The 24,184-nt window shown below is 50.5% G+C and carries 20 protein-coding genes; 4 read left to right on the top strand and 16 right to left on the bottom strand.

Going from position 1 to position 24,184, the window contains the following annotated elements:
- Positions 1-17: 17 nt before the first annotated feature.
- The 7 genes from QZV31_RS09290 to QZV31_RS09260 all read right to left on the bottom strand — a co-directional run bounded on the left by QZV31_RS09290 (position 18) and on the right by QZV31_RS09260 (position 9,731).
- Positions 18-731 carry a hypothetical protein gene (locus QZV31_RS09290; RefSeq protein ID WP_295359859.1) on the bottom strand — a complete coding sequence of 238 codons (714 nt, stop codon included), beginning with the start codon at positions 729-731 and terminating at the stop codon, positions 18-20.
- A gap of 63 nt (positions 732-794) precedes the next feature.
- Positions 795-1,646 (bottom strand): metal ABC transporter permease, encoded by an 852-nt coding sequence (locus tag QZV31_RS09285; protein WP_176760460.1) that lies wholly within the window; start codon positions 1,644-1,646, stop codon positions 795-797.
- Between the two features lie 15 nt (positions 1,647-1,661).
- Complete coding sequence (locus QZV31_RS09280) at positions 1,662-2,363, bottom strand: ABC transporter ATP-binding protein (protein WP_295359857.1); 702 nt, start codon at positions 2,361-2,363, stop codon at positions 1,662-1,664.
- A gap of 21 nt (positions 2,364-2,384) precedes the next feature.
- The gene (locus QZV31_RS09275; RefSeq protein WP_295359855.1) at positions 2,385-3,515 is read right to left on the bottom strand and encodes a metal ABC transporter substrate-binding protein; all 1,131 of its coding nucleotides are present in this window, start codon (positions 3,513-3,515) and stop codon (positions 2,385-2,387) included.
- 308 nt (positions 3,516-3,823) lie between these two features.
- Complete coding sequence (locus QZV31_RS09270) at positions 3,824-7,702, bottom strand: DNA polymerase III subunit alpha (RefSeq protein ID WP_295359854.1); 3,879 nt, start codon at positions 7,700-7,702, stop codon at positions 3,824-3,826.
- 351 nt (positions 7,703-8,053) lie between these two features.
- Positions 8,054-9,196, bottom strand: a complete 1,143-nt coding sequence (locus QZV31_RS09265) for a M20/M25/M40 family metallo-hydrolase (protein ID WP_295359852.1) — start codon at positions 9,194-9,196, stop codon at positions 8,054-8,056.
- Positions 9,197-9,248: 52 nt separating this feature from the next.
- The gene (locus QZV31_RS09260; RefSeq protein ID WP_295359850.1) at positions 9,249-9,731 is read right to left on the bottom strand and encodes a DUF523 domain-containing protein; all 483 of its coding nucleotides are present in this window, start codon (positions 9,729-9,731) and stop codon (positions 9,249-9,251) included.
- A 450-nt stretch (positions 9,732-10,181) separates the two neighbouring features.
- Here QZV31_RS09260 and QZV31_RS09255 point away from each other — a divergent pair, with 450 nt between their 5' ends.
- Both QZV31_RS09255 and panF read left to right on the top strand, forming a co-directional pair.
- The gene (locus QZV31_RS09255; protein WP_295359848.1) at positions 10,182-10,448 is read left to right on the top strand and encodes a YhdT family protein; all 267 of its coding nucleotides are present in this window, start codon (positions 10,182-10,184) and stop codon (positions 10,446-10,448) included.
- Positions 10,448-11,947 carry a sodium/pantothenate symporter gene (panF, locus tag QZV31_RS09250; RefSeq protein WP_295359846.1) on the top strand — a complete coding sequence of 500 codons (1,500 nt, stop codon included), beginning with the start codon at positions 10,448-10,450 and terminating at the stop codon, positions 11,945-11,947. The genes QZV31_RS09255 and panF overlap by 1 nt, the downstream gene beginning before the upstream one ends.
- A 195-nt stretch (positions 11,948-12,142) precedes the next feature.
- On the opposite strand, the gene QZV31_RS09245 is transcribed toward panF, so the two are convergent.
- The 9 genes from QZV31_RS09245 to QZV31_RS09205 form a co-directional block, all read right to left on the bottom strand.
- Positions 12,143-12,901, bottom strand: coding sequence for a dipeptide/oligopeptide/nickel ABC transporter ATP-binding protein (locus QZV31_RS09245; protein WP_295359845.1), 759 nt, complete (start codon positions 12,899-12,901; stop codon positions 12,143-12,145).
- A gap of 5 nt (positions 12,902-12,906) precedes the next feature.
- The gene (locus QZV31_RS09240) at positions 12,907-13,689 is read right to left on the bottom strand and encodes an ABC transporter ATP-binding protein (protein WP_295359843.1); all 783 of its coding nucleotides are present in this window, start codon (positions 13,687-13,689) and stop codon (positions 12,907-12,909) included.
- 27 nt (positions 13,690-13,716) lie between these two features.
- Entirely contained in the window at positions 13,717-15,282 is a 1,566-nt protein-coding gene (locus QZV31_RS09235) for an ABC transporter substrate-binding protein (RefSeq protein ID WP_295359841.1), read from the bottom strand.
- A gap of 73 nt (positions 15,283-15,355) precedes the next feature.
- Positions 15,356-16,213: a nickel transporter permease gene (gene nikC, locus QZV31_RS09230; protein ID WP_295359840.1), complete on the bottom strand. Its 858-nt coding sequence runs from the start codon at positions 16,211-16,213 to the stop codon at positions 15,356-15,358.
- Positions 16,210-17,154, bottom strand: a complete 945-nt coding sequence (nikB, locus tag QZV31_RS09225; protein ID WP_366508710.1) for a nickel ABC transporter permease — start codon at positions 17,152-17,154, stop codon at positions 16,210-16,212. Before nikB ends, nikC begins: the two co-directional genes overlap by 4 nt.
- 443 nt (positions 17,155-17,597) lie before the next feature.
- A complete protein-coding gene (locus tag QZV31_RS09220; RefSeq protein WP_093730407.1) occupies positions 17,598-18,419 on the bottom strand; it encodes a mechanosensitive ion channel family protein in 822 nt (273 codons plus the stop codon).
- 92 nt (positions 18,420-18,511) lie between these two features.
- Positions 18,512-19,414 (bottom strand): response regulator, encoded by a 903-nt coding sequence (locus tag QZV31_RS09215; RefSeq protein WP_295359835.1) that lies wholly within the window; start codon positions 19,412-19,414, stop codon positions 18,512-18,514.
- Positions 19,415-19,521: 107 nt separating this feature from the next.
- A complete protein-coding gene (locus QZV31_RS09210; RefSeq protein WP_295359834.1) occupies positions 19,522-21,414 on the bottom strand; it encodes a HAMP domain-containing sensor histidine kinase in 1,893 nt (630 codons plus the stop codon).
- The gene (locus QZV31_RS09205; RefSeq protein WP_295359832.1) at positions 21,398-22,159 is read right to left on the bottom strand and encodes a LuxR family transcriptional regulator; all 762 of its coding nucleotides are present in this window, start codon (positions 22,157-22,159) and stop codon (positions 21,398-21,400) included. Before QZV31_RS09205 ends, QZV31_RS09210 begins: the two co-directional genes overlap by 17 nt.
- Positions 22,160-22,511: 352 nt before the next feature.
- Between QZV31_RS09205 and QZV31_RS09200 the strand changes: the two genes are divergently transcribed.
- Both QZV31_RS09200 and QZV31_RS09195 read left to right on the top strand, forming a co-directional pair.
- Entirely contained in the window at positions 22,512-23,786 is a 1,275-nt protein-coding gene (locus QZV31_RS09200) for an SLC13 family permease (RefSeq protein WP_093730403.1), read from the top strand.
- A gap of 190 nt (positions 23,787-23,976) precedes the next feature.
- Positions 23,977-24,184 (top strand): sodium ion-translocating decarboxylase subunit beta (locus QZV31_RS09195; protein ID WP_295359829.1); only part of this gene is annotated, 208 nt, incomplete at its 3' end.

The following is a 24,184-nucleotide window of genomic DNA, read 5'->3' as shown; positions in this document are numbered from 1 at the left end:
AAATAAAAACTCCTTCATCAAAGCTTTTCAATTTCCGCATCCGCCAGCTCGCAGAATAGTTCTTTCCCCTCTTTGTAGGAAGAAAATGTGCCGGTCACAATGATTGGCTCATCCGGTTTCGGATAATTTTCCGGATAATTGTGCTTTCCTTTCCGGGAAAATTCCATACCGGTAGAACAGCAGGCCGTCGCATCCATAACCACACAGCCGAAATAATGTTTTCCCGTTTTTTCGTCATAATAATGGCCGAAGGTCCCCTGCATGCGGACGACTTTTCCTTTATATTTATCCGGTTCCTTCAGCATGTTGTAAATCTGGGTGTACATCATGGTTTTATCCATCCGGCTGAAATCGTAATCCACCTTCTTATAAGTGGGATGCAAATCATACACGTCATGCCGGGGAGTTTTCTCTTCCAGTTCCTTCATCTTTTGGGCGGTGACGGGCCCATCAGAGCCCTGTTTATTCTGTATACCGGGATCCTCTCTGCCTGTTTTATCGCTTGCATCTTTTTGTTTATCCGCCGTTTCTTTTCTGGCATTCACATTTCCATTTTGGCGGTCTGCTTCCGCCTTTTTCTGCTGCAGCACCGCTTCCACGCTGTTTTGTTTAGACGGAATAAAACTGCCCGCCTTTTTATCGTTGCTGCTTCCTCCGCAACCACTCACTAACAGGAGCAGCAAAGACCAGATAAGCATTGCAGTAAAGAACTGTGCCGTTTTATCTTTCATGTTCGCACCTCCTGAAAAGCCTCTCAACTGCTGAAATATGCCGTATAAGTTTCCCACACGTTTTTAATGCCCGCCGTTTTTTAAAGATCCTATCACGTAAAACGCACCAAACGCCAGCATATCGATCATAACAACAGTCGCGCCCACCGGCGTGCCTGCCAGTATGGACAAAACGATGCCCACAAAGGCACAGATCACAGAAAAAACGGCCGAGCAGAGGATCACCGATTTAAAACTGTTAAAAATGCGCATGGCCGACAGGGCCGGAAAGATGACCAGCGCCGAAATTAACAGCGAGCCCACCAGGTTCATGGCCAGCACGATAATCACCGCGATCAGTACCGCCAGCAGCAGGTTATAGGTTCCCACCGGCGTACCCGCCGCCCGGGCAAAGGCTTCGTCAAAGGTTACCGCAAAAATCTTGTTGTAGAACAGAACAAACACGCCGATTACCACCGCAGACAGCACGCCGCACATCCCTACCTGCATCTTCGTTAGCGTTAAAATGGAAGTGGAACCGAACAGGGTGGTACAGACGTCGCCGGAAACATTGGCAGAGGAAGAGAATACATTCATCAGAAGATATCCCACAGCCAGCGCTCCTACGGAAATCATGGCAATGGCTGCGTCCCCTTTGATCTTCGCGTTCTGTCCCGTGCGCAACAGCAAGACGGCAAAGGCCACCGTGACAAGCAGGATAAAGGGCATGTCATCGGTAAATCCCGCCACCGCCGCCACTGCCATGGCCCCGAAAGCCACGTGGGACAGACCATCCCCGATAAAAGAATAGCGTTTCAGCACCAGCGTCACGCCCAGCATGGAGGAACACAGGGCAATCAACACCCCCACGATCAGGGCGTTGACCACAAAGGGATATTGAAAATACAGGAACAGTTTATCTGTAATTGCACTCATAGACTTAAACCTTTCTCATTCCGGCTGCAAAAACGCATTTCCAAAACATGACCGGCGGTATTCTTCCACCGTGCCGAAGAAGTATTCCCTGCCCATATGCAGGATATGCGTGGCATAGGGGATTGCCTCCAGTATATCATGAGAAATCATGATAACGGTAATTCCCATTTCCCGGTTGATGCGCTCCACCAGCCGGTACATGGTTTCCGCCATCTTGGGATCCAGCCCCGAAACCGGCTCGTCCAGCACCAGCATTTTATCCGAAGCGCACAGGGCCCTGGCCAGCAATACCCGCTGCTGCTGCCCGCCGGAAAGATCCCGGTAGCAGGTCCGGGCCAACGGTATAATTTCCAGCTGTTCCATGGCATTTTTCGCAATCTGTTTTTCCTCACGGTTGTAAAAGGGCCGCAGGCCGCATCGCCCCTGACAGCCCGAAAGGACCACTTCCCACACGGAAGCGGGAAAATCCCTCTGCACAAAAGTTTGCTGGGGCAGGTACCCGATTTCGTTTTGTTGGAGACCGCCGCCAAATGTAATCTTGCCGGCCAGTGGTTTCTGCAACCCCAACAGCGTGCGCAGCAGCGTACTTTTGCCTGCGCCGTTCTCGCCTACGATACAAAGGTAATCCCCTTTTTCTACGGTAAACGACAACCCGTCCACCAGAACGCCGGCGCCATATCCTAATTTTAAATTATCACAAGTGATTTGAACTTCCATAATCTATTCCCAACTATTTATTCATTTCGCCTGCAGCGCTTCCTTAAACACGTTCAGATTCTGTTCCATGACCGCAAGATACGTAATGCCCTTTTTGATTTCCTCTTCAGTTACAGACTGCATGGAGTTCAGCTTCAGCACCTTCTGATTCTTTGCCTTCGTATTTTCCACAATGGTCTGCGCCAGCTTATGCTGCCTGCCCTCAATGGTAAGGACCGCAGGCAGTTTCAGCTCGTCCATCTTCTTCGCCAGAAAAGCTACGGTTGCGAAGCTGGCTTCCGTTTCCGCCGAACAGCCGTTAAATGCCGCGTAATATTGTAAGCCGTAATCGTCTGTAAGATAACGGAACGGGAAACGGTCGCCGAAGAGAACCACTTTCACCGGCGCCTTTGTTACAACTTCTTTATATTTTGCGTCCAAAGCCGCCAGCTTTTTGCTATAGGCCGTATAATTTGCACGATACGTTTCCGCGTTTTTCGAATCCAGCGCAGCCAGTTCCTCTGTTATAGCTTTGCAGACAATGTCTGCGTTTTTCAAAGACAGCCAGACGTGTTCGTCATATTCCGGCTGCTCATGGTGAACTTTGCCGTCATGTTTATCCTTGTCGTGTTCCTTTTCGTGTTCGTGCTTCTCATCATGCTTGTCTTTGTCATGATGCTCATGTTTTTCATCCTGTTTGTCCTTCTTCGGATGGGCCTTCGCATCCTTATCATGTTCGTGATGGTCATGCTTTTCCATGCCTTCCACTTCTTCTTCTACCTTTGCCCGGTCGCCCATCAGTTTCATCAAATTAAGAACTCTTCGTTTCGGGTTGCCGCCTTCCTTTAATGCCTTGTCCACCCACTTGTCCGATTCGCCGCCCACATAAAGGAACAAATCGCAATTCGCAATGCGAAGGATATCCTCTGCACTGGGCTGATAGCTGTGCATGTCCACGCCCTTTTTCGCCAATAATGTAAGTTCCACGTCTTTTTCATGACTGCCCAACAGCTCTTTTGTCCAACTGTATTCAGGGAAAATGGTGGCAACGATTTTTAGTTTGGGTTTCGACGTATCCCCCTTTGCGCCTCCGCTTTTGTCAGAACTGCCGCAGCCGCTGAAGCCAAGCAAAACGGTTAATAATAAAATAAAAATGGTAATAGTTCGTTTCATGTTTTCATTTCTCCATTTCATTAACAAAAACAATACACACCACATCCGACAATACTTGAATATATCGTCAAACAAAAAAGTGTGCATAAAAACAGAAGAAACCGCCGAATCGCTTCGACGGTTTTTCTACATTCTCATTATAACATTCTTGTCAAGACCCAAAACAGAAAATGGATGATGCAACGGAAGAACCGGTCAACGCGCAGACGAATTAATCAGCGTTTCCTTAAGTACTTTGCCCTTCCTGCATGGGGAATTCCAGTAAACTCTTCGATATCCTTATCTAACGTAATCAAATCAGCGTTTCCCTATATCTCTTTTACCCGGAACGCATTGTCCCCTAACAGTTCCCTCAGTTCATCCTGCAGTGCCATGTCCTGCCCGTTTACATAGTAGCGCGGGTCCAGACGGATACGCCTCCGGGAGCCCATCAGTTTCAGAAAGACCATGGTACTGCCGTGATGTTTCTGCAAAATTGCAATCAGCGCCTTGGTCACAATTTCCGATTCCCGTTCCGGCGTTATCACCAGTTCGATGATGGCGCTGACAGGAACTTTTATGTGCCCTTGTTCGTCCCGCATGTTTGACATACCATCATTAGTCAGGGAATTTGTTTTTTCGGCAATTGCTCCGTTCTGATTAAATGTATTGCCATTATGATTTTCCAAATGAGATTGGTGCCCCTGCAGGACTGCGCCATTTTGATTTTGCAGTTCAGTATCAATCGGCTTCAGCGAAGCAGCGTACGCATCCGGATTTTCATTCACAAATCCGTATACGCTTGCGTCTTCACTGTTTCCACTATATTCATTCCCGTAACTAAATCCGCCGCCATATCCGTTTCCGCGCCGCGTATTCCGCGCCTGTGCAGACAGCACCGGCGGTTTTCCTTCCTCCAGCAGCGCCATTCGCGAAGCAATGATCTTGCTGCCCCGCTCGTCCACATTGAACCGGCCTTCCACTTCCACCACAGCGTCTTCACGCAGCAACGTATGATATTCGTTGTAGGCCTGAGGGAACACCACCACTTCAATGCGGGAGCTGAAGTCCTCCAGCGCCAGCACCGCCATGGAGTCGCCTTTCTTTGTCACTTTGATATCGGTGCTGCTGATGATGCCGCCCACATTAACAAACTGTCCGTCACGCACCGCCGGCGTGTCGCCCGTCAGCGTATAGAGCGGTGTCAGTTTGTCCAGCGCCTCCCGGTAGCCGTCCAAAGGATGACCTGTCACATAAAAGCCGATGAGTTCCTTTTCATTTTTCAGCCTCACAGAACGGCTCATCTCGTCCATCTTCGGCAACGGCACAGAATTCACTTCCGCAAAATCGTCGCCGCCGAACAGGCCTATCTGCCCGCTGTTATAATCCCGTTGCTGCTGAATGCCCAAATCCAATGTTTTTTCATACACCGCCAGCAGTTGGGACCGGTAAGCCCCCAGGGAATCCATGGCGCCGCACTTGATCAGGTTTTCCAAAAACCGGCGGTTCAGCGTCCGGTAATTCACCCGCTTGCAGAAATCCAGAATATCCCGGAAGGGACCGCCTTCCTGCCGAGCCCGTACAATTTCCCGAACTGCGCCCTCGCCCACGCTTTTGATACCCACTAGTCCGAAACGGATGGCGCCCTTTTCCACAGAGAAACCTTCCTGGCTGGCGTTCACGTCCGGGGGCAGCATGGGGATGCCCCGGTCCTTGCAGACGGTGATGTACCAGCTCACTTTATCGGTGTCGCCCATGATGCTGGTAAGCAAGGCCGCAAAATACTCCGCAGGCCAGTGAGCTTTCAGGTACGCCGTCTGGTAAGCCACCATGCCGTAGGCCACCGAATGAGATTTATTAAAGCCGTAACCGGCAAACTTCAGCAGTAAATCAAAAATTTCTTTGCTTTTTTCCGGCGGAATGCTGTGTTTCTTTTGTGCCCCTTCCACAAAGCGGTTCTCCATGGCTATCAGGTCTTTCGCCTTTTTCTTACCCATGGCCCGGCGCATAATGTCCGCTTCGCCCAAAGTAAAACCTGCCAGGATGCGTGCGGTGTTCATGACCTGCTCCTGGTACAGTACAACCCCGTAGGTATCTGCCAGGATTCCGTCCAGCAACGGATGGATGCTTTCCACCGCGTGATGCTGCTTCCGGCCTTCGATAAACTTGTCCGCCATGCCCGCGTCCAACGGGCCCGGACGGTACAATGCCACTAACGGAACCAAATCCCGCATGGACTTTGGCGCCAGCCGTTCCACCAGTCGAGTCATGCCCGCGCTTTCCAACTGGAACACACCCTGGGTGTCCCCGGCGCAGAGCATCTTGCTGACCGCTTCATCTTCCAGGGGGATGTTGTCCAGATCGACAGTTTCCCCGGTACTCTCTTTTATGAAATGCACCGCATCGTCCATGACGGTCAGGGTACGCAGACCCAAGAAGTCCATCTTCAGAAGACCCAGCTCTTCCACCTGGTTCTTATCAAACTGAGTGGTGATCATCCGCTCCTGGCTGATGCCCGCTTCTATGTCTGCGGCTTCGTCCAGCTGCAGAGGCACCAGTTCAATCAGCGGTTTCGGTGCAATCACCACGCCCGCCGCATGGGTGCCGCTGTTACGGGGCAGGCCTTCCACGCTTTTGGCGATGTCAATCATGCGTTTTACTTCCGGGTCGCTGTCGTACATGGCCCGCAGGTCTTTAGTCTGCAGCGCCCTGTCCAGGGTAATCCCCAGTTCCCGGGGCACTGCCTTGGCCACCCGGTCCGTCTTCGGCAGACTGATCCCAAGGGCCCGGCCTACGTCCCGGACTGCCGCACGCGCCTGTAATGTTCCGAAGGTGATAATCAGCGACACATGGTCTGCGCCATACTTGCGGATCACATAGTCCAACACTTCGCCCCGCCTGCGATAGCAGAAATCCGTATCAATATCGGGCATGCTGACCCGTTCCGGATTCAGGAACCGTTCAAACAGTAAATCAAAATCCAGCGGATCAATGTTGGTAATATGCAGCAGATAGGCCACAATAGAACCTGCCGCGCTGCCACGGCCCGGTCCCACCGGAATGGGGTCGGGATTTCCCGCCGCGTCTTTGTGACTGCGGCAGTAATGGATAAAGTCCCAAACAATCAGGAAATAGGCCGCATAGCCCATCTGTTTGATTACACCCAGCTCATACTGCAGCCGATCCTGAATTTCTTTTTCCTTTTTCTTTCTGTTATCCTCCGACAGCTTCGTCAGCAACGCGCCGTACCGTTTGGGTATTTCTTCTTCACAAAGGGCGCGCACATATTCATTCGCGTCGTTATGGTACTCTTGCGGAATGGGAAACTCCGGCAGCAATAACTGGCCAAAGGTTAAATCTACGTTACAGCGTTCCGCAATGGCGTGGGTATTGTGCAGCGCCTCCTCATCGTAGGGGAACAGCGCTCGCATTTCCTCATAGCTCTTGCAGTAATACCAGTCGTTGTTGAAACGCATCCGGTCCGGGTCGTCCACGTTTTTATTGGTCTGGATGCAGAGCAGCACATCCTGGGCGGAAGCATCCTCCCGTTTCACGTAATGGATATCGTTGGTAACAACCAGCTTCACGCCGTATTTTTCCGCAAAAATGTGCAGCTGCCGGTTGACGGTCCGTTCTTCTTCCAGATCGTGGTTCTGCATTTCCAGAAAGAAATTGTCTTTGCCGAAAATATCAATATATTCCCGCAGCGCTCGTTCCGCACCGTCCAGATTCCGCTGCAGGATCATTTGAGGAACCTCTCCCTGTATGCAGGCAGACAAGCAGATGATGCCCTTGCTGTATTTGCGAAGGATATCCTTATCGATGCGGGGCTTGCGGTAAAAGCCGTCAATAAAACCGAGAGACACCAGCTTCACCAGATTGTGATAGCCCTCCTGATTTTCCGCCAGCAGGATCAGATGGTAACGGGGCTGCTTGTCGATGCGGTCAAAGCGGCTCCCCGGGGTAATGTAACACTCACAGCCGAAGATGACCTTGAGGCCGTGTTTTCCCTCTTTTTCTGCTTCCTTATTTAATTTCTGCGCAGTCTGATAGATGTCTACCGCGCCGTACATATTGCCGTGGTCGGTGATGGCAATGCTGTCCATCCCCAGTTCCGTGGCGCGCTGCAGCAGCTCCTTCGGTTTGGAGGCGCCGTCTAACAAACTGTATTGGGTATGCACATGCAAGTGCGTAAATGGTACGTTCATGGTTGGTTCCGTTCCGCCGCTTTCACTGCGGCATCACATAGTTTAATCTAACTTTGCAAAGGAGACGCGGATTATTCAGCGTTTCCCAAAACACTTCTGTTGATTTTATTATAACATATTCTGCTGAATACGTACCTGCTTTAATAACATCGGCGGGAAAGACTGCGCAAAACCGTTCCGGGACGGAAAACCCTGAGCCTCCACTCTCCTACAGTTCGACAGTTGTATCTTACGGCTTCGCCTGTAGTGACATATAAACTGTCTATCCTTATAATATTGAGAGATATAGGGACCAAATCCCAGCATCCATGCGGCTTTTCGGTTCCAGATTGGTCGTTTTTACGACCAACCTCAGTACTTCTCCGTTGCTTCCTGCACAATTGCCAACACCCACCGGGCCGCATTGTTCAGATCTTCCAGGGCAAGGCATTCCTCCGTGGTATGAATCTTGTCCATTCCGGTGGCCAATAACACGGTGGGCAGACCCATACCGCACAAAAAGTTGGCGTCGCTGCAGCCACCGGTAAAACCCGTGCTGATGGGGAAGCCTAGTTTTTCCGCTGCAGTGACCGCCAGTTTCACGGTGGCATGGTCCGTGTCAAGGTTGACGCCCGGCGCTACCTCTTTCACCGCGAGTTCCACAGTCCCGCCTTTCGCCTCAACGGCATTTCGGAATATCTCCACCATTTCGTTCTTTAACCGTTCCAGCTTCGTTTCATCGGGACAGCGCATGTCAATGACGATTTCGCAGGTTTCCGGCACAATATTGGGAGCCAGGCCGCCGTCAATCATGTCCACACTTAAGGTTGTCTCTGCATCGATTCGTCCGTATGCAGGCAAAGCGTGCAGTGCGTCTGCAGCCAGCATGATGGCGTTGATTCCCTTCTCCGGTTCCAGTCCGGCGTGGGCGCTTTTTCCTTTCACCGTCAGTTTCAGATTAATTGCTTTGGGTGACGCGTTAAAGATGGCCCCCGGATGACCGCCGCAGTCCATGCAATAACCGGCGTCAGCCCGGATCATGGTTTTGTCCATGTAACGCACGCCGTAACTACCGGTCTCTTCCCCGATGGTAAAGCAGACCTGGATATCCCCGTGAGGCAGATTGTTTTCGATGATGCATTGCATGGCTTCCAGCACGGCAGCCACACCGCTTTTATCGTCGCCGCCTAACGTGGTCGTACCGTCAGAATACAACACGCCGTCTTTTTCAATGACATTTGTCCCTGTCGTAGGAGCCACGCTGTCCATGTGCGCTTCAAAAAACAGACGCAACGCGCCGGGCACATTTCCTTTTAAAAATCCCCAAACATTTCCCGTGGTGCCGCCGCATTGTTCGCCGGCCCGGTCCACCTGCGGTTCCATGCCAATTTCCTGCAGCTTTTTTACTAAAAGCTCCGCTTCCTGTTTTTCATCACAGCTGGGACAAGGCACACCGACCAGCTCGATAAACGTATTCTTCAGGCGCTCTTCATTTATAGTAATACTCGTATTCATAGCTTGTTTCAATCCTTTCGCAGTTCAGTAAAACAAAACATCAGCACTACTATTAAGCCTTTAACTCATCCAGCAAATCCGGCGTCAGCATTTCTTCAGAATACACCTTCACCCCGTGTTCCATAAGCAACGCTGCCGTAATTCCCTGCCCTACGATTTTGGTTCCGGAAAACGTGCCGTCGTATATGTAAAACCCCGAGCAGGACGGACTGTTTGCTTTCAAAATAGCGGACGTAATGTGATGCTGTTTCACCAGTTCCAGTACCCGTTCTGCCCCCAGCAGAAACTGCTCCGTCACATCTTCACCGGCTTTGTTGACGACACGCCGCTTTTCAGGAACTGCCACGGAATTTGCTTCCAAAAACTGAATCTCCGCCGGAAGGCGCGGTGTCGGCAACCCGCCCATCACCTCCGGGCAAACCAGCAGCACCTGTTCCTTATGACGTTCGATCCATTCACAAAGCCAAGGCACTGCATTATTACTTCCATTATATTTTACATTTCGGCCCGCCAGACAGGCGCTGATCAGAATCATACTCTCCCCTGCTTTCTCCCAAGCACATTTCACGTCAATACGCTTCCACTTTTATCTATTTTACCACAAATAGGTAACAGCAACATATTTCCAAAATTAAACGTTGCAAAGAAAAAACATATAAATGTCCTTCTTTTGACACAAACCCATGTTACATTTTAGAAAACATAAAAGTACCGCAAATCAAATAATGCCAAAAATACTGCTTGCAAGGTTGCATTCTCAGCAGATGTATGCTATCATACATGTGAATTTTAAGAGGAACGGAAGACACCGCAGGGTTTTACCGCAAATCCTCTGAGAGAATGAAACAACAGAGTCTGATATCGCTTGGATCCGCAAAGACCGGGACGGGACGCAACAGTAACATGTATCGCGCATCCGTTTCCGGGTGGGCGATTTTTAATTTTTTGCAAACCCTACGTTACTAAAAGGGAGGTACTTGTCATTATGAAACGCAGTGAACAATTCCGGCAGGCGAACCGGGAAGCCAAGACCACCGTGCTGGCCACGATTGTCGTCATCCTCTTCTGGATTGCGGCAGGTTTCGGTCTGGCTGATTCGGATATCGTCATTTTCGACACCCCCATCTGGGTCATCGGCGGCTGCATCGTGTCCTGGCTCTTTGCGGTTGTCGTAGCCTGGTGGCTGGCGGAATATGTCATCAAGGATGTTGACATGAAAGAAGACGCCACGGTGAAAGGAGGCGGTAAGTAATGGAAAATTTACTGAATCTGGCTCCCGCTCTTTTATTCCTGGCCGCGTTGCTTTACATCAGCTACTGGGTACAGCAACAGTCCAGCGAAGCCCGTTCTTCCAACTTTGTGAAAGACTACTTCATCGGCGGACGTTCCTTAGGCGGCTTTGTCCTGGCTATGACCACGGTTGCCACCTACTCCAGCGTTTCCACCTTCGTCGGTGGGCCCGGCGTGGCCTGGCAGATCGGTTACGGCTGGCTGTACATGGCCATTGTCCAGATGGTGGTCATTTTCCTGGTCATGGGTGTTTTCGGCAAGAAAATATCCCTGATTGCCCGCGAGATTGACGCAGTCACCGTCATCGATATCATCCGCGCCCGGTACAAATCCGACGCGCTGGCCAATATGGCGGCCATCTTCATCGTCGCTTTCTTCTGCGCCACCATGGTCGCCCAGTTCGTAGGCGCAGCCAAACTGTTTGAAGCAGTAACCGGCTATTCCTACATGACCGGCCTCACCATGTTCGGCATCATCGTAGTCATCTATACCACCATCGGCGGGTTCAAAGGCGTGGCCATCACCGACGCCATCTGCGCCATCGCCATGATGATCGGCATGGGCATCCTGTTCTACTGCCTGCTGGACAAAGCCGGTGGTTACAGTGCCATCATGGCCCACTTCCGGGCAAACGACCCGGCCATGCTGGAGCCTCTCTCCCGGGGCAAGATGCCGGTTTCCCTGTACATCAGCCAGTGGCTGCTGGTAGGCGTCTGCACCCTGGCGCTGCCCCAGTCCGTGGTCCGCAGCATCAGCTATAAAGACACCAAGGCCCTGCGCAATGCCATCATCATCGGCACCATCGTCATCGGCGTAGTTACCATCATCGCTACCTGGGTGGGCGTACTGTGCAAAGGCGTCCTCACCAATCCGGACCTGGCTGCTTACGGCAACAGCGTGGACAACATCATGCCCCGCACCATCATCAGCGTCATGAGTCCTTTCTGGGCCGGCGTTGTTATCATCGGGCCTATCGCGGCAACCATTTCCACCGTTTCGTCCCTGCTGCTCACCTCTTCTTCTTCCATCATTAAGGACGTGTACATGCGCCATCTGGAAAAGAGCGGAAAATCCCTGAGCAATGACAGTGTCAAACGGTTGAGCATGATCTTCACCATCCTGCTGGGCTTCGGAATCTACCTGATTTCCATCGCGCCTCCGTCCGTTATCTGGAAAATCAACATGTTCGCCTTCGGCGGATTGGAAACCGCGTTCTTCTGGGTGATGATCTTCGGCCTGTTCTGGCACAAAGCCAACAGCACCGGCGCCATCTGCGCCATGTTCGGCGGCGTGGCAGCCTACTGCATCACCATGGCCCTGGGTTTCAAGGTATTATCCCTGCACCAGATCACCATCGGTATCACCACTTCGCTGGTCTTCTTCTTTATCGGCAACGCCATGGGCAAAATGCCCGACATGGATACCCTGAAGCTGTTCTTCCCGGATAAATACGAAGACTGAAAACCAACGAACCTCCAATTAAAAAATAACTATAATAGTAAAACCGGTATCGCATGGAATGCGGTACCGGTTTTTTTAGACAATTAATATTTTCACCCGAGCTAACGCCTGATTATCGCCATCCCCTGCTCTTCCACAAAGTTGATAACGATACCGTTTTTCGCAGAATATTCATGGGAACCAGGATTCTTTTTATCAGAAAACAGAGTCGACGAGGCGCTTCGCATATTCAGATTTCGGACGCATGATCACATCGTCAGGAAGTCCCTGCTCCACAATCTTCCCATCGCAAAGAACGATTACCCTGTCACAAAACTGCTGAACCAGCGCAAGGTTATGGCAGATAAAAAGATACGCAAGTTCCTTCTTCTGCTGCAACTCCTGCAGTAATTCCATAATCTGCCTTTGCACCGTCACATCAAGGGCCGAGGTGGCCTCATCAAGAATAAGAATTTTCGGGTCGCACATCAGGGCCCGGGCAATTGCAGCGCGCTGGCACTGTCCGCCGGATACCTGGTGCGGATACCGTTCCAAAAAATCGCCGGGTAATCCGCATTGTTCCAGCAGGCCCCGCGCCTTTGCCTCACGCTCCGCCTTTGGCATCCCCTGATTCCGCAAACTCTCGCAGATTCCATCGCCCAGGGTCCTGCGAGGATCAAAAGATCCCTTGGGCATTTGAAAAACCATCTGGATCTTTGCATAGACAGGAATCATCTCCCGCCCTTTCAACCCGGTAATATCCTGCCCTTCGATTTCAATCGTTCCGGCTGTCGCGTCAATCTGCCTTGTAATCAGTTTGGCAATGGTGGACTTACCGGATCCGGATTCGCCTACGATGCCGAGAATCTCCCCCGGCATAACCGCAAAGCTCACATGATCTACGGCAAAGAAACCGTTTTTCCCGGCACGGAAAAAGTATTTGGAAAGGTCGGTGACCTTCAGGACCGGATCCATTTACACTATCCCCTCCTCAATCTCGGAACCGCACTGAGCAATTTCCTGGTATAGTCGTTCCGGGGAGTTTCCAGAACATCCTTCGCCCTGCCGTATTCCATCACGTTGCCGTCCTGCAGCACTAGAATACTGTCTGCCATGGCGGAAACAACGCCGATATCATGCGTCACAATAATAATCGCAGTACCGAATTCATCCCTGACGCTTAGCATCTCCTCCACCACCTGCCGCTGCACTGCCACATCAAGAGCGGAAGTCGGTTCGTCTGCCAGGAGAATCACAGGGTTCATGAGCATGGCTATTGCAATCCCCGCCCGCTGATTCATGCCGCCGGAGAGTTCAAAAGGATAACTGTTCCAGACCCGTTCCCCGTCTTTCAGTTTCAGCTTGTCAAACAGCTCCATGGCCGCAGCTTTTGTCGTTTGGACATCCACCTTGCGATGGGCCGCCAAACTCTCCACAATCTGCTCGCCAATGGTGCGGATGGGACTCAGGGAAGCGCCGCAGTCCTGGAATATCATGCCAATCTTTTCTCCGCAGATATGCCGCATCTCCGAGTCAGACAGATCCGGCAGGTTTTTTCCCTCGAACCAGATATCGCCTCTGGTAACCATGCCGGAACTGCCAAGCAGTCCCATCGCAGCCTTGATCAGCGTAGATTTTCCTGAGCCTGATTCTCCCACCAGGCCCAGGATTTCGCCCGGATGCAACTGAAACGTTACATCATGTACAACCGCGTTCCCGTTAAAGGAAATCTCCACATGCTGATAATCCAATAATCCTGCCATAGCACAACCTCATCAACCATACTGTGCTTACTTGATGTCCAGATCCGCAGTCAGTTCGTAAAAGTCGCAGGTATGCGCCGCAAGACCGGTAACGTTGGCCTGCATGATCATACTCATGCGCAGGAACGAACAGAAGAAATAAGAATTGTCATCCAGAAGTTCCTGCTGCATCTTAACTGCTATCTTCGCACGCTCGCCCGGATCAAAGGCGCCGCGCAGTTGTACGGCAAGCATCTCCAGATCGTCGCTGTGGTGACCGCCGGAGTTCTTAATGGAAGAATCCAGGCAATATGTATCAAAGAAATTCTGCGGATCGCCCAGGCCGGCGTTTACGTTGGCGCTGACCCAGATATCCCAGGCTTTGGGGTCCTTCCGGATGCTGTTGTGGTTTTTGGTGTTATTGATCTGCACTTCGATCCCTATATCCTTGAGCGTAGCCTGCGCGGACTCGGCCAGCAGCGGCAGTTCCTGACGGGACGGATAGGTCAGCCAGCGGATGGCCAGCTTGACGCCGTCTTTCTCGCGGATACCGTCGCCATCGGTATCAATCCAGCCGGCATCTTGCAGGATTTTCTTTGCCTGTCCGGGATCATAGGAAACCGTGTTAACGCCCTTTCCAAAAGCAAAGCTTTCGGGGAACGCGCCGGCAGCGGTGTAGCCGTATCCTTTCAGCAGAACATCCACAAAGCCCTTCTTGTTGATGCCCATGGCAATCGCTTTGCGGACCGCAGGATCGCTCATGATCCGGTAGCCGGGGTTCTCTTTGTGGAAGTTCATCATGCCCCAGAAGCAGCGACTGGTCTGGATACTGCTAAACTTGAATTTGTCGTTTTCAAAGAGAGGATAGCTGGCATACGCCATTCCATATGCCGCGTTGATCTCGCCGGACTGGAGAGCCATCGCCAGCGTGTCGCCGTTAGAGATGGTACGGACGGTGACTTCGTCAATTTTAACGTTGCCGTCCCAGTATTTTTCATTCTTCACCAGTTTTACATGATTATCCGTTACGACCTCAGTAGCCACAAAAGGACCGGTGCCCACAACGCATCCGTTCTTGGGAAGACCGGTTTCCATATCGATGATACAGCCGTAGCCCTCAGAGAGATAGTTCATCAGAATAGGATTCGGCTCCGATGTGACGATGGTCAGCTTTTGGCCGTCCGCCTTTATGGAAGCGATCTTCAGGTTCCCGGCCGCCCGCTCATGGACCTTGATCAGGTGCTCTAAACAAGCTTTTACAGCGGCAGCGTCGCACTTTTTACCGTTGGAAAAGCGGACCGTGTCCTTAATCACGATTTCCCATGTCGTTTCATTCACATTCTTAGCACTCTGAGCAAGCCAGGGCTTCAGTGTGCCGTCGTCCGCAATCTTCATCAGTGTCTCACCTACGCCGTAACGGATGCAGGGCCATCCGGAGTAAGCATTATGCGGGTTGATGTCCGGTTCTTCGTTCTCCGCGTTGAAGGTCGTGTCACCAAAGACAAAGGTTTTCTTTTTACCGGAGGCAGCCGGCGTATTGGAACCGCCGCCGCAGCCGCTCAGAATGCCTACTGCGATACAGAGCATCAGAAGGACCGCCAGAATCTTTTTCATGATATTTTCCCCTTTTATTATGAAGTAGTAGTTTTTTACGACCCTCTCCAAGGTCATATAAAGTGCTTACAAATCATTGACTTCCGGAGTTTTTGGGATCCATGTAATCGCGGACCGTATCCCCCAACAGATTGAAAGTCACGACAGTCAGGAAAATCGCAACGCCGGGAGACAGCACAAGCCAGGGATATGTCTGCAGCATGCTTCTCCCGCCGCTCATCATATTTCCCCATTCGGGCACAGGCGGCTGCGCGCCAAGTCCGAGGAAGCTCAGTCCCGCCAGTTCCATCATCATCGTTCCGATATCTAGCATGGCCGTAACCAAAATCGGACCCAGAATGTTCGGCAAAATGTGCCGCCAGATCATCTGGACAGAATTGTCTCCGGCAAGCCTTGCCGCCGCCAAAAAATCACAGTTCTTCAGGGCCAGCGTCTGCCCCCGCGCCACGCGGGCATACTTAGGCCAGCTGATGACAGCCAGCGCAATAACCGCATTACTTATGCCCCCGCCAAGCAGCGCTGCAATCGCCAACGCAAAGACCAGACCCGGAAACGCCAGACAGACATCCGAAATCCGCATCAAAACAGAATCAATCCTGCCCCCAAAGTAGCCGCAGAGCGTTCCTGCCAGGGTTCCGAATACCGAGGTAATGCAAACGAGTATCAGGGTAGAAAAAACACTGGCCTGCGCTCCTACAACTACACGGGAAAAAACATCACGCCCGTATTGGTCAGTTCCCATAAAATGTGCTGCCGACGGAGGCTTTCTTGACAGACTCAGATCCTGCCCGTAAGGGTCATAGGGAACAATCTGATCCGCAAAAAACGAAACCAGCACCAGAACCACCGCAAGAAACAGGAAAAAGAACAAACGCGCCCGGATCCTGTTCTTTTTTACTTTTTGCACGCGAATCGTGACCGGTCTGCTCATTGCTCTGTTCCTCCCAGCCTGATCCGCGGATCCAGATACCGATAGCTTACATCGGTTATCAGATTGACCAACACGTAAATAATCGCCATCCACATGACGTAAGCCTGAATAATCGGATAATCGCGCATATTGATGGCATCCACCGCCATCTTGCCAACGCCGTCCCACATGAAGATGGACTCTACTATAGCGGTCCCGCCCAATAAGGAACCAATGGAGAGCGTCAGCAGCGTGATAATCGTTACAAGAGAAGCCTTCATCACGCTTTTCATCATCGTCGTCTGGAACTTCACACCTCTGGCTTTGGCGCCAAGCACGTAGTCCTTGCTGAGTTCATCAAGAACCGTTGCGCGAACCTGCCGCAGATATTTGGCCGACATGGCGATAGCCAGCGTAATGGACGGGAGCGCCACGCTCTGCAGACTGACGTCCCTGGAAATAACCGGGAACCAGTTCAGCCGGATTGCGAAGAAATACATCAGCAGCAGGGATACAAAAAAATTAGGCAGAGAATTCCCAATGAAGCTTGCCGTGCGGATTACATAATCGGCCGCCCTGTTCTGGTTCACAGCCGACCAGATTCCAAGCGGGATCGAAACGATCACCGTCAGCAAAATGGAAACGACGGCCAGCAGCAACGTAGCAGGCAGTTTGGATACAAACGTTGAAAAGACCGGTTTCCCGGAGACATAGGAAACCCCCATATCTCCGCGCGCCAATTTTCCGAGCCACGTAACGTATTGGACGATAAAAGGCTTGTCCAGGCCCAATTCCTCTCTGGCTGCGTCAATCATCTCCTGCGAGACCGTACCGTCGGTATTTTCCATTTTTTGTTCCACCACATCGCTGCCTGCCAGACGCATCATCCCGTAGGACAGGAAGGTAATTGCGAACAAAATCGGAATCAGCTGCAACAGTCGTTTGACAGCGTAGTGTTTCATCATCACGCCTCTTTTCGTTAAAAATCATGGAAAACTACTAAAACAAAAAAGCTACAAAGACTACGGTTCCCTCTGAAACCTGTAAGCCTTCATAGCTTTTGCATTTATTATTATGATTAATTACAATGTAAGCCTGTTATAGTTATCGACAGTGTAAGTCAATCTCCTTTTGCCGTTTATTATTATGACCATTTCGCCGCTTTGACGAATCTAATTCACTCTTGTGATGCTTTATTTTAACACACTTTCGGTTACTATGCAACGTTAAAATTGTAGGAAACGCTGAAGCGGTTCTTCCCGGATAAGTACGAAGACTGAAAAACAAAGAACCACAATATAAAAATTTGCGAATATAAAAATTATAATAGTAAAACCGGTATCACGTTGCGTGTGATACCGGTTTTTGTTATTACGTTTGCTATGTAATTTTAATGTCATTACCTCTATTTGTCGCTTATATATCTCATGGAAGGAACGCCGCCTACGATACCGTTCTTATCCTTGAACTCGCCGACCTTCTGCATCAGGTCGAAGTAGCAGTCCCAGTAATTAGCAGACTTGGTCCAGACGCGGATCGTATAAACCACCGCGTAATCCGTGTAACCGGAAACCCGCACGAAAGGCGCCGGATCCTGTAACGCGGTGGGCGTATCTTTCACGGCTTGCAGCACGGCAGCGTAAACATCTTCAAACTTATTGGCGTAGCCTGCTTTTGTCTCAATGTCTACGCGACGTAATTCTTCGGAAGAGAAGTTGGTAATCTTACCACCCATGGCTTCCGAGTTGGGAACGATGATCAGCTTGTTGTCGATGGTCAGTACTTTCGTGCAGAGCATGCTGACTTCTTTCACAAAGCCTTCGATACCGGCGATGGCAACATAGTCGCCAACCTTAAAGGGTTTGGTAACCAGAATGAGGAACCCGTTGGATACGTTGGACAGGGCGCCCTGCACGGACAGGGAAATTGCCAGGCCTAACATACCTACAACAGCCAGGACAGATGCAATGGGAATTCCGATGCTTTCCGCTACTACGCAAAGGGCCACAAAGTTCAGGATCACTTTAACGAGTGCTTTCACAAAGCCCCGCACCGTGGTTTCCAGTTTAAAGCGGTCCAAGATCTTGTCGATGAGGGGTCCCATGATCATACTGATGATCCGGTTGAAGATGATCAGCAGGATCAGGCCCTGAATGACGGACCCCACGCTGATGGCGCCTACTTTAAAATCCAGTATCTGCTGCGCTGTGGCAATAATTTGATTCATGATTGTTTACCTCCTTATAAAAATAAAGTATCAGCTATCTGATACTTTATTATAGCACATTCACCGCACACAGGTAACAAAAAAGCAGTTTTTTATTTAATATTTTCCAATATCTGTTCCGCCCGCAGGATTTCTTCCAGCTGTTTCAACACTTCCCGGTTATAATGGTTGACTGCGGATTCCCGTTTTAAAATGGAAAACGTAAGCTCCCTGTCCTGTTTTTCTTTCAGCAGCGAGGTGTAACGGTTTACAATCAACGCCAGTTCCGCCGCTTTCAGGCAATTTTGCCGTTCCAGTTCCGGACGGAACGCTTCGTTATTGTCCACCGGCGCATTTAAAAAGCGCAGCACCGGCTGAAGCCAGCGACCCATATACAATCCGTCCGTCAGGGAAATGACCTGCTCCACCGTCAGGTTTGTCCTTTTTGCCAGTTCGGCAGGCGAAGGAAACATAACAGCAATACGCGCTTTTTGCGCCATAGCCCAGTCCCAGTTCAGGGATTCCAGCAGTTTATTGCAATACACCATATTCGGCGCATTGATATTCGTGGGCTGTCCCAGCAGAAGCTGCCCAAACCGTCGGAACGCTTTGGCTACATTGCAGCTTTCTTCCAGCGTGTCCTCGTAGAGCTTTTCCTTTAACAGTTTCTGGATGATCGCTTTCACTTCATTATAATTTATGGGCTTTACCAGAAAATTATCGGCTCCGACTTTGTAACCGTGGATGCGGCTTTCCAAATCCTCCAGCGCGGTCATCATGATCACCGCAATGGAATGGGTGCGCCCGTCCCGTTTCAGTTCACTGCACACCTCATAGCCGGACAGACCGGGCAGCATAATGTCCAGCAAAATGATATCCGGTTGTTCCTGCCGGGCAATTTCCAGACAGGAACGGCCTTCCGTCGCCTTCAGCGCCGTATAGCCCCAGCTTTCCAGCACATCCTTCAGCATACTGCTTAACTGTTCGTTATCATCTACCACTAAAATTTTCGGCATTCCTTTTGCTCCTTATAAACGATAAGAAACTGCTGATTAATTCATACAAGTGATGGCCGGTGTATGATACGAATTACTTCGGTAATATGTACCAACCCCGGTCCGCCTTACGCGTCCGTTTGTTGCGTTGTTACAACATTTTCATGCAATAACAAATCCTGTTCCACCGGAAGCAGCAGAATGGCTTCCGTTCCTTTCCCTGGCTCGCTCTGGAGGGAAATCATACCATGGTGAAGTTCCGCCAGTTTCTTGACAATCGGAAGTCCCAGCCCTGTACCGGGCCGTTCTTTCGTCATGGGATTTTCAATCTGCTCAAACTCTTTAAAAATCCGCTCCAGATTCTCCCGGGCCACGCCGATTCCCTGATCCTCGATACTGATCCGCATCTGCCGCGATTCTTCCATCTTCTGCACGCGGATGAAAATCCGGCTGTCAGGCGGCGAAAACTTCAGGGCATTGGACAGCAGATTGTAAATAATCTGCCGCAGCATTTGCGGGTCGGCCACAATTTCAAAATCGTCCGGTTCAAAGGAAGTCTGCATGATGATGTGAGCATCGGGGCGGAAATTGCGCATTTCATTAACAATCGTTTCCACAAAAGCATGAATGGAAAATCGGGAAAAATCCGCTTTGGTCTTTCCTGAACGCAGGCGGGTCAGATCCAAAAGGTTATTGATCAGCGTCAGCAGATGGGACCCGCATTCCGAAGCATGATCCACATAGCGGAACTGTTTTTCATTCAGCGTACCGCCGTACCCGCCCTTCAGAAAATCACAGGCATTGATAATAACACACAGCGGCGTTCGCAGCTCATGGGTGATGTTGGAAAGGAAACGGTTCTTTGTTTCATTCAGCTGTTTCAGTTCTTCCACTGCGGATTCCAGATCCTTGGTACGTCGCCGCACCAACAGTTCCAGATGCTTCTGGTTCTGCCGGACCTGAGCAGCCATCAGCCAGATCAGCGGTGCGAAAAGCACAAAACAAAGCAGACCAATGACCATGGTCTGCTTCCGGTTATCTTCCACAATGCCGGAAAACTGGTCTTCCTGCAGACCGAAGCTGATATATCCCACCAGATCGCCGGAATAATTCTTAATGGGATGGTCAATAAACAAATGGGGAATCCCCCGCAGATATACCTTACCGGAATAGGTTCCGTCAGCGGCTTTGGAGCTGGTAATGGAACCGGCTTTCTGCCCGACGATCCAACTCCGGTCCTCCCCCTCGGTAGATTTAGTGGAAACATGAACGCCGTCTACCGTCAGCACCAGAAAACCGTTGGTCGCTTTCGAACTAATATAGGAAGGAAAGTAATAATCACTGTTGCAGATACCAATCAGCACCATGCAGGCAATGACCTTGCCGGGATCGCCCGTATCCATAACCGGCACCATGGTCACTTCGCAGAGAGCCTGCTGCATGTACTCCCCTTCGCCGGCGATGCCCTGCTTCAGTTCTACTGTAAACTTTTTAAATTCTTTGCTGCCTTCTTCGAACAAATCGCTGAGGGGCATCTTTTCGTTGACATTAATGGGTCTGCCTGTCCGGCAGACCTCCCGGTTCAGACTGCCCAGCCTGCTTTCTGGGTTAAAACGGATATCGGATGCTGACCGGGCAATAATATGACTGTCAGGATTCAGCATCACAGCATAGTCAACTCTGTTAAAGTTGTTGCGTAAAAGCGCCAGCTTCTCTTCCAGAACCCTGGTGTCCTGCTGTTCCACTGCCTGGGGCGTGCTCACCTCCTGCGCTATACAGGTAGCGGCTTTTTGGATACTGCCCTGCCGCTGCTGCATCTCGCTGATGACGATTGCCAGCGTAGAGCGCAGATACCGGTCCTGGTTCCGGCTGAACTGTTCCTCCAGATAGCGGGTGGAAAAGAACGTGATCAGCGCAATCGGCAACAGAACAAACAGGGAAATGGTAAAAATCAGCCGGACCGTTAAATCATGATACCATTCATTCAGCAGTCCGGATATTCGTTCAATCAGTTTCTTCATTATTAATCGTATCTGACGCTTCCGCTCCGTTAATCTTATTATAATAATACACTACAATCTGCATCCGATCATGCAGGTTCAGTTTCGCAAGAATGTTGCTGATATGGGTTTTTACTGTTGTTTCACTGATAAACAGCTGTCGGGCAATCTGTTTATTGGTATAGCCCTTGCACAGCAGCTGCACGATTTCCTGTTCCCGTCGGCTGATGCGTTCGTCCCGTACGTTGACCGGAAGCGCGTCCTCCTGTTTCTGCGCCGCATCTTTCTGTGAAACGGTACAGTTTACGTTCAGCAGGCGCAGCATGCTTTCCAACAGCATCAGGATATTCCAGGTAGTCTCTTTATTGTAACTGGTAATATGGAATCGCTGTTTCAGATTTTCGGGAATGGTGCTGTTTTCATACGTGAGGCCCCCAATCCCGGCAAAAGCGGTCAGCCGGTTATTAAAATAAACCGGAACATACAGGCAGGCGATTCCGAAAGGACACACATGGATAAAGGATTCCCCTTTTTGCATAGTGTCCATGTCCATCTGGAAATTTTCCTGACAACGTACCGCATGTTCTTTTTGAATGGTAAAACAGAACAGGGAATTCTGAGAACCAACCGTTAACGGATTTCCATCCATGTCAAGGAAAATCATGCTGACCCCGTAGGCTCTGGCAAAATTATCCTGGAAAGTCTGAAGTTTGTCTTTACCAATGAATTGAATCCACTGATCAGCAGAACCTGTCTTCTTTTTCATGATGATGCCCAACCTCTTTTATGCTAACACTAAAAAATAATTCTACAGTAGCATTCTTCACCTTCCACAAGTATATGCAATAGTTGGAATTTGCGCAATACATAAAGGGTTTAAGATTTGTAGCAACCGTTTTGCTAATTCTAAAGTATTACTACTTTTGGCATAGTTTTATTTGTATTTCTAAAAGTTCATACCCTTGTCAGAAAAAATACATCGCAAGAATTACTCTTATGGCACGCTCGTGTGTTCCCATCATACTTTCAGTCAATGCAGGATTACGCCAAACGTGTTACTCTATAACTGCAACTGTGAGACGCAAGTATGTGGGACTCATTAAAAAGGAGGAGTTATTATGGCTCAGTCCACAAAATGTCTTATTCTTCTCGCGGTGATTGCCTTATTCTTCGTTACCGAAATCATTCCTCTGGCAGTTACCGCTATGGCCGGCTCTATCGCCTGTGGCCTGTTGGGATTTATCCCGGCAAAACAGGTATTCAGCGGCCTGTCCAACTCCACCGTGGTTCTGTTCGCAGGCATGTTCGTTGTAGGCGCTGCCATGTTCTACACCGGCCTGGCCCAGAAAATCGGTGAAACCGTCGTTAAACTTACCGGTACCGGTGAAAACAGCCTGATGATCGGCGTTATGCTGGTCGGCGCGGGGTTATCCTCCGTTCTGTCCAACACCGGTACGGCCGCCTGCTTACTGCCTGTAGTATTGGGCGTGTGCGCAGCGGCAAAGATTCCTGCTTCCACCGAACTGATGCCTCTGGCATTCGCCTGCGGCCTCGGCGGTATCATCACCCTGGTAGGTACGCCTCCCAACATCATCGCTTCCGGCGCTCTGGAACAGGCTGGCTATCGTGCATTCGGATTCTTTGAATTCGCGAAGATCGGTATCCCCCTGACCCTGGCTGGTCTGGTTTACATGATGTTCATCGGCAAACACCTGCTCCCGAAACGTGTCATTTCCGAAGATACGGAAGTGGAACAGGAAATCGAAGCCAACGAAACTTCTACCAACAAGATGATCGTTTCCGGCGTTATCCTGTTAGCCGTAGTTCTGACCATGGCTCTGGGTATCAAAGGCGTTACCCTGGAAATGGCAGCTATCACCGGCGCTATCGTTGCTGTACTGACCGGCTGCTTAACGGAAAAACAAGCGTATGCCTCCATCGACTGGGTAACCATTTTCCTGTTTGCCGGCATGATGCCTGTATCCTCTGCTATGAGCAAGACCGGCGCCGGCAAAGTTATCGCTGAATGGGCAGTAGGTCTGATGGGCGGAACCCCGTCCCCGATGATTGTGACTGCTGTACTGTTCATCCTGTCCTGCGGTCTGACCCAGTTCATGTCCAACACTGCATCCGCCGCGCTGCTGTGCCCGATCGGTATCGCAATTTCCAAACAGCTGGGCGCTGATCCGGCAGCCGTTCTGATGGCTATCGCCGTTGCAGCATCCTGCGCATTTGCGACTCCGGTAGGCACGCCTCCGAACACCCTGGTATTAGGCCCCGGCGGCTTCAAATTCATGGACTACGTAAAAGCAGGTACCGGTCTGGTAATCGTTTGCTTCGTTATCTCCCTGATTCTGATTCCTATGTTCTGGCCCTTCTTCCCCGGCAAATAATCTACGAAGAATCATCCATTACATAAGGTTTCAGATCATCTCAGTTTTGTCCCGGCTGCCGTGGCTCACAGGCGGCAGCCGGTATATCCCAAAGTTTTGCAGTTGCGCTTTTTTCATTTCGGATAAATCGCAAAGATTATCCAACCGTTTAACTGAAACAAAAATTGTGTAAAGAATCGAGGACGTATTTATGGAAGCATTAATTGTTTCTCTCCAGTCCGTATGGAACGACTCCGGTTTCGAGGGGTTGACCAGCGGTAACGTAATCATGCTCCTGGTAGGCTTGATTCTGCTCTACCTGGCTATCGGCAAAGGTTTCGAACCTCTGCTGCTGTCCAACATCGCCTTCGGCTGCCTGTTGGGCAATATTCCTAAGACCGGCTTCTTTGATGAACCCG

The organism is uncultured Succiniclasticum sp., assembly GCF_902793885.1.
GTDB lineage: Bacteria > Bacillota > Negativicutes > Acidaminococcales > Acidaminococcaceae > Succiniclasticum.
This window is presented reverse-complemented; position numbering and strand designations above follow the sequence as displayed.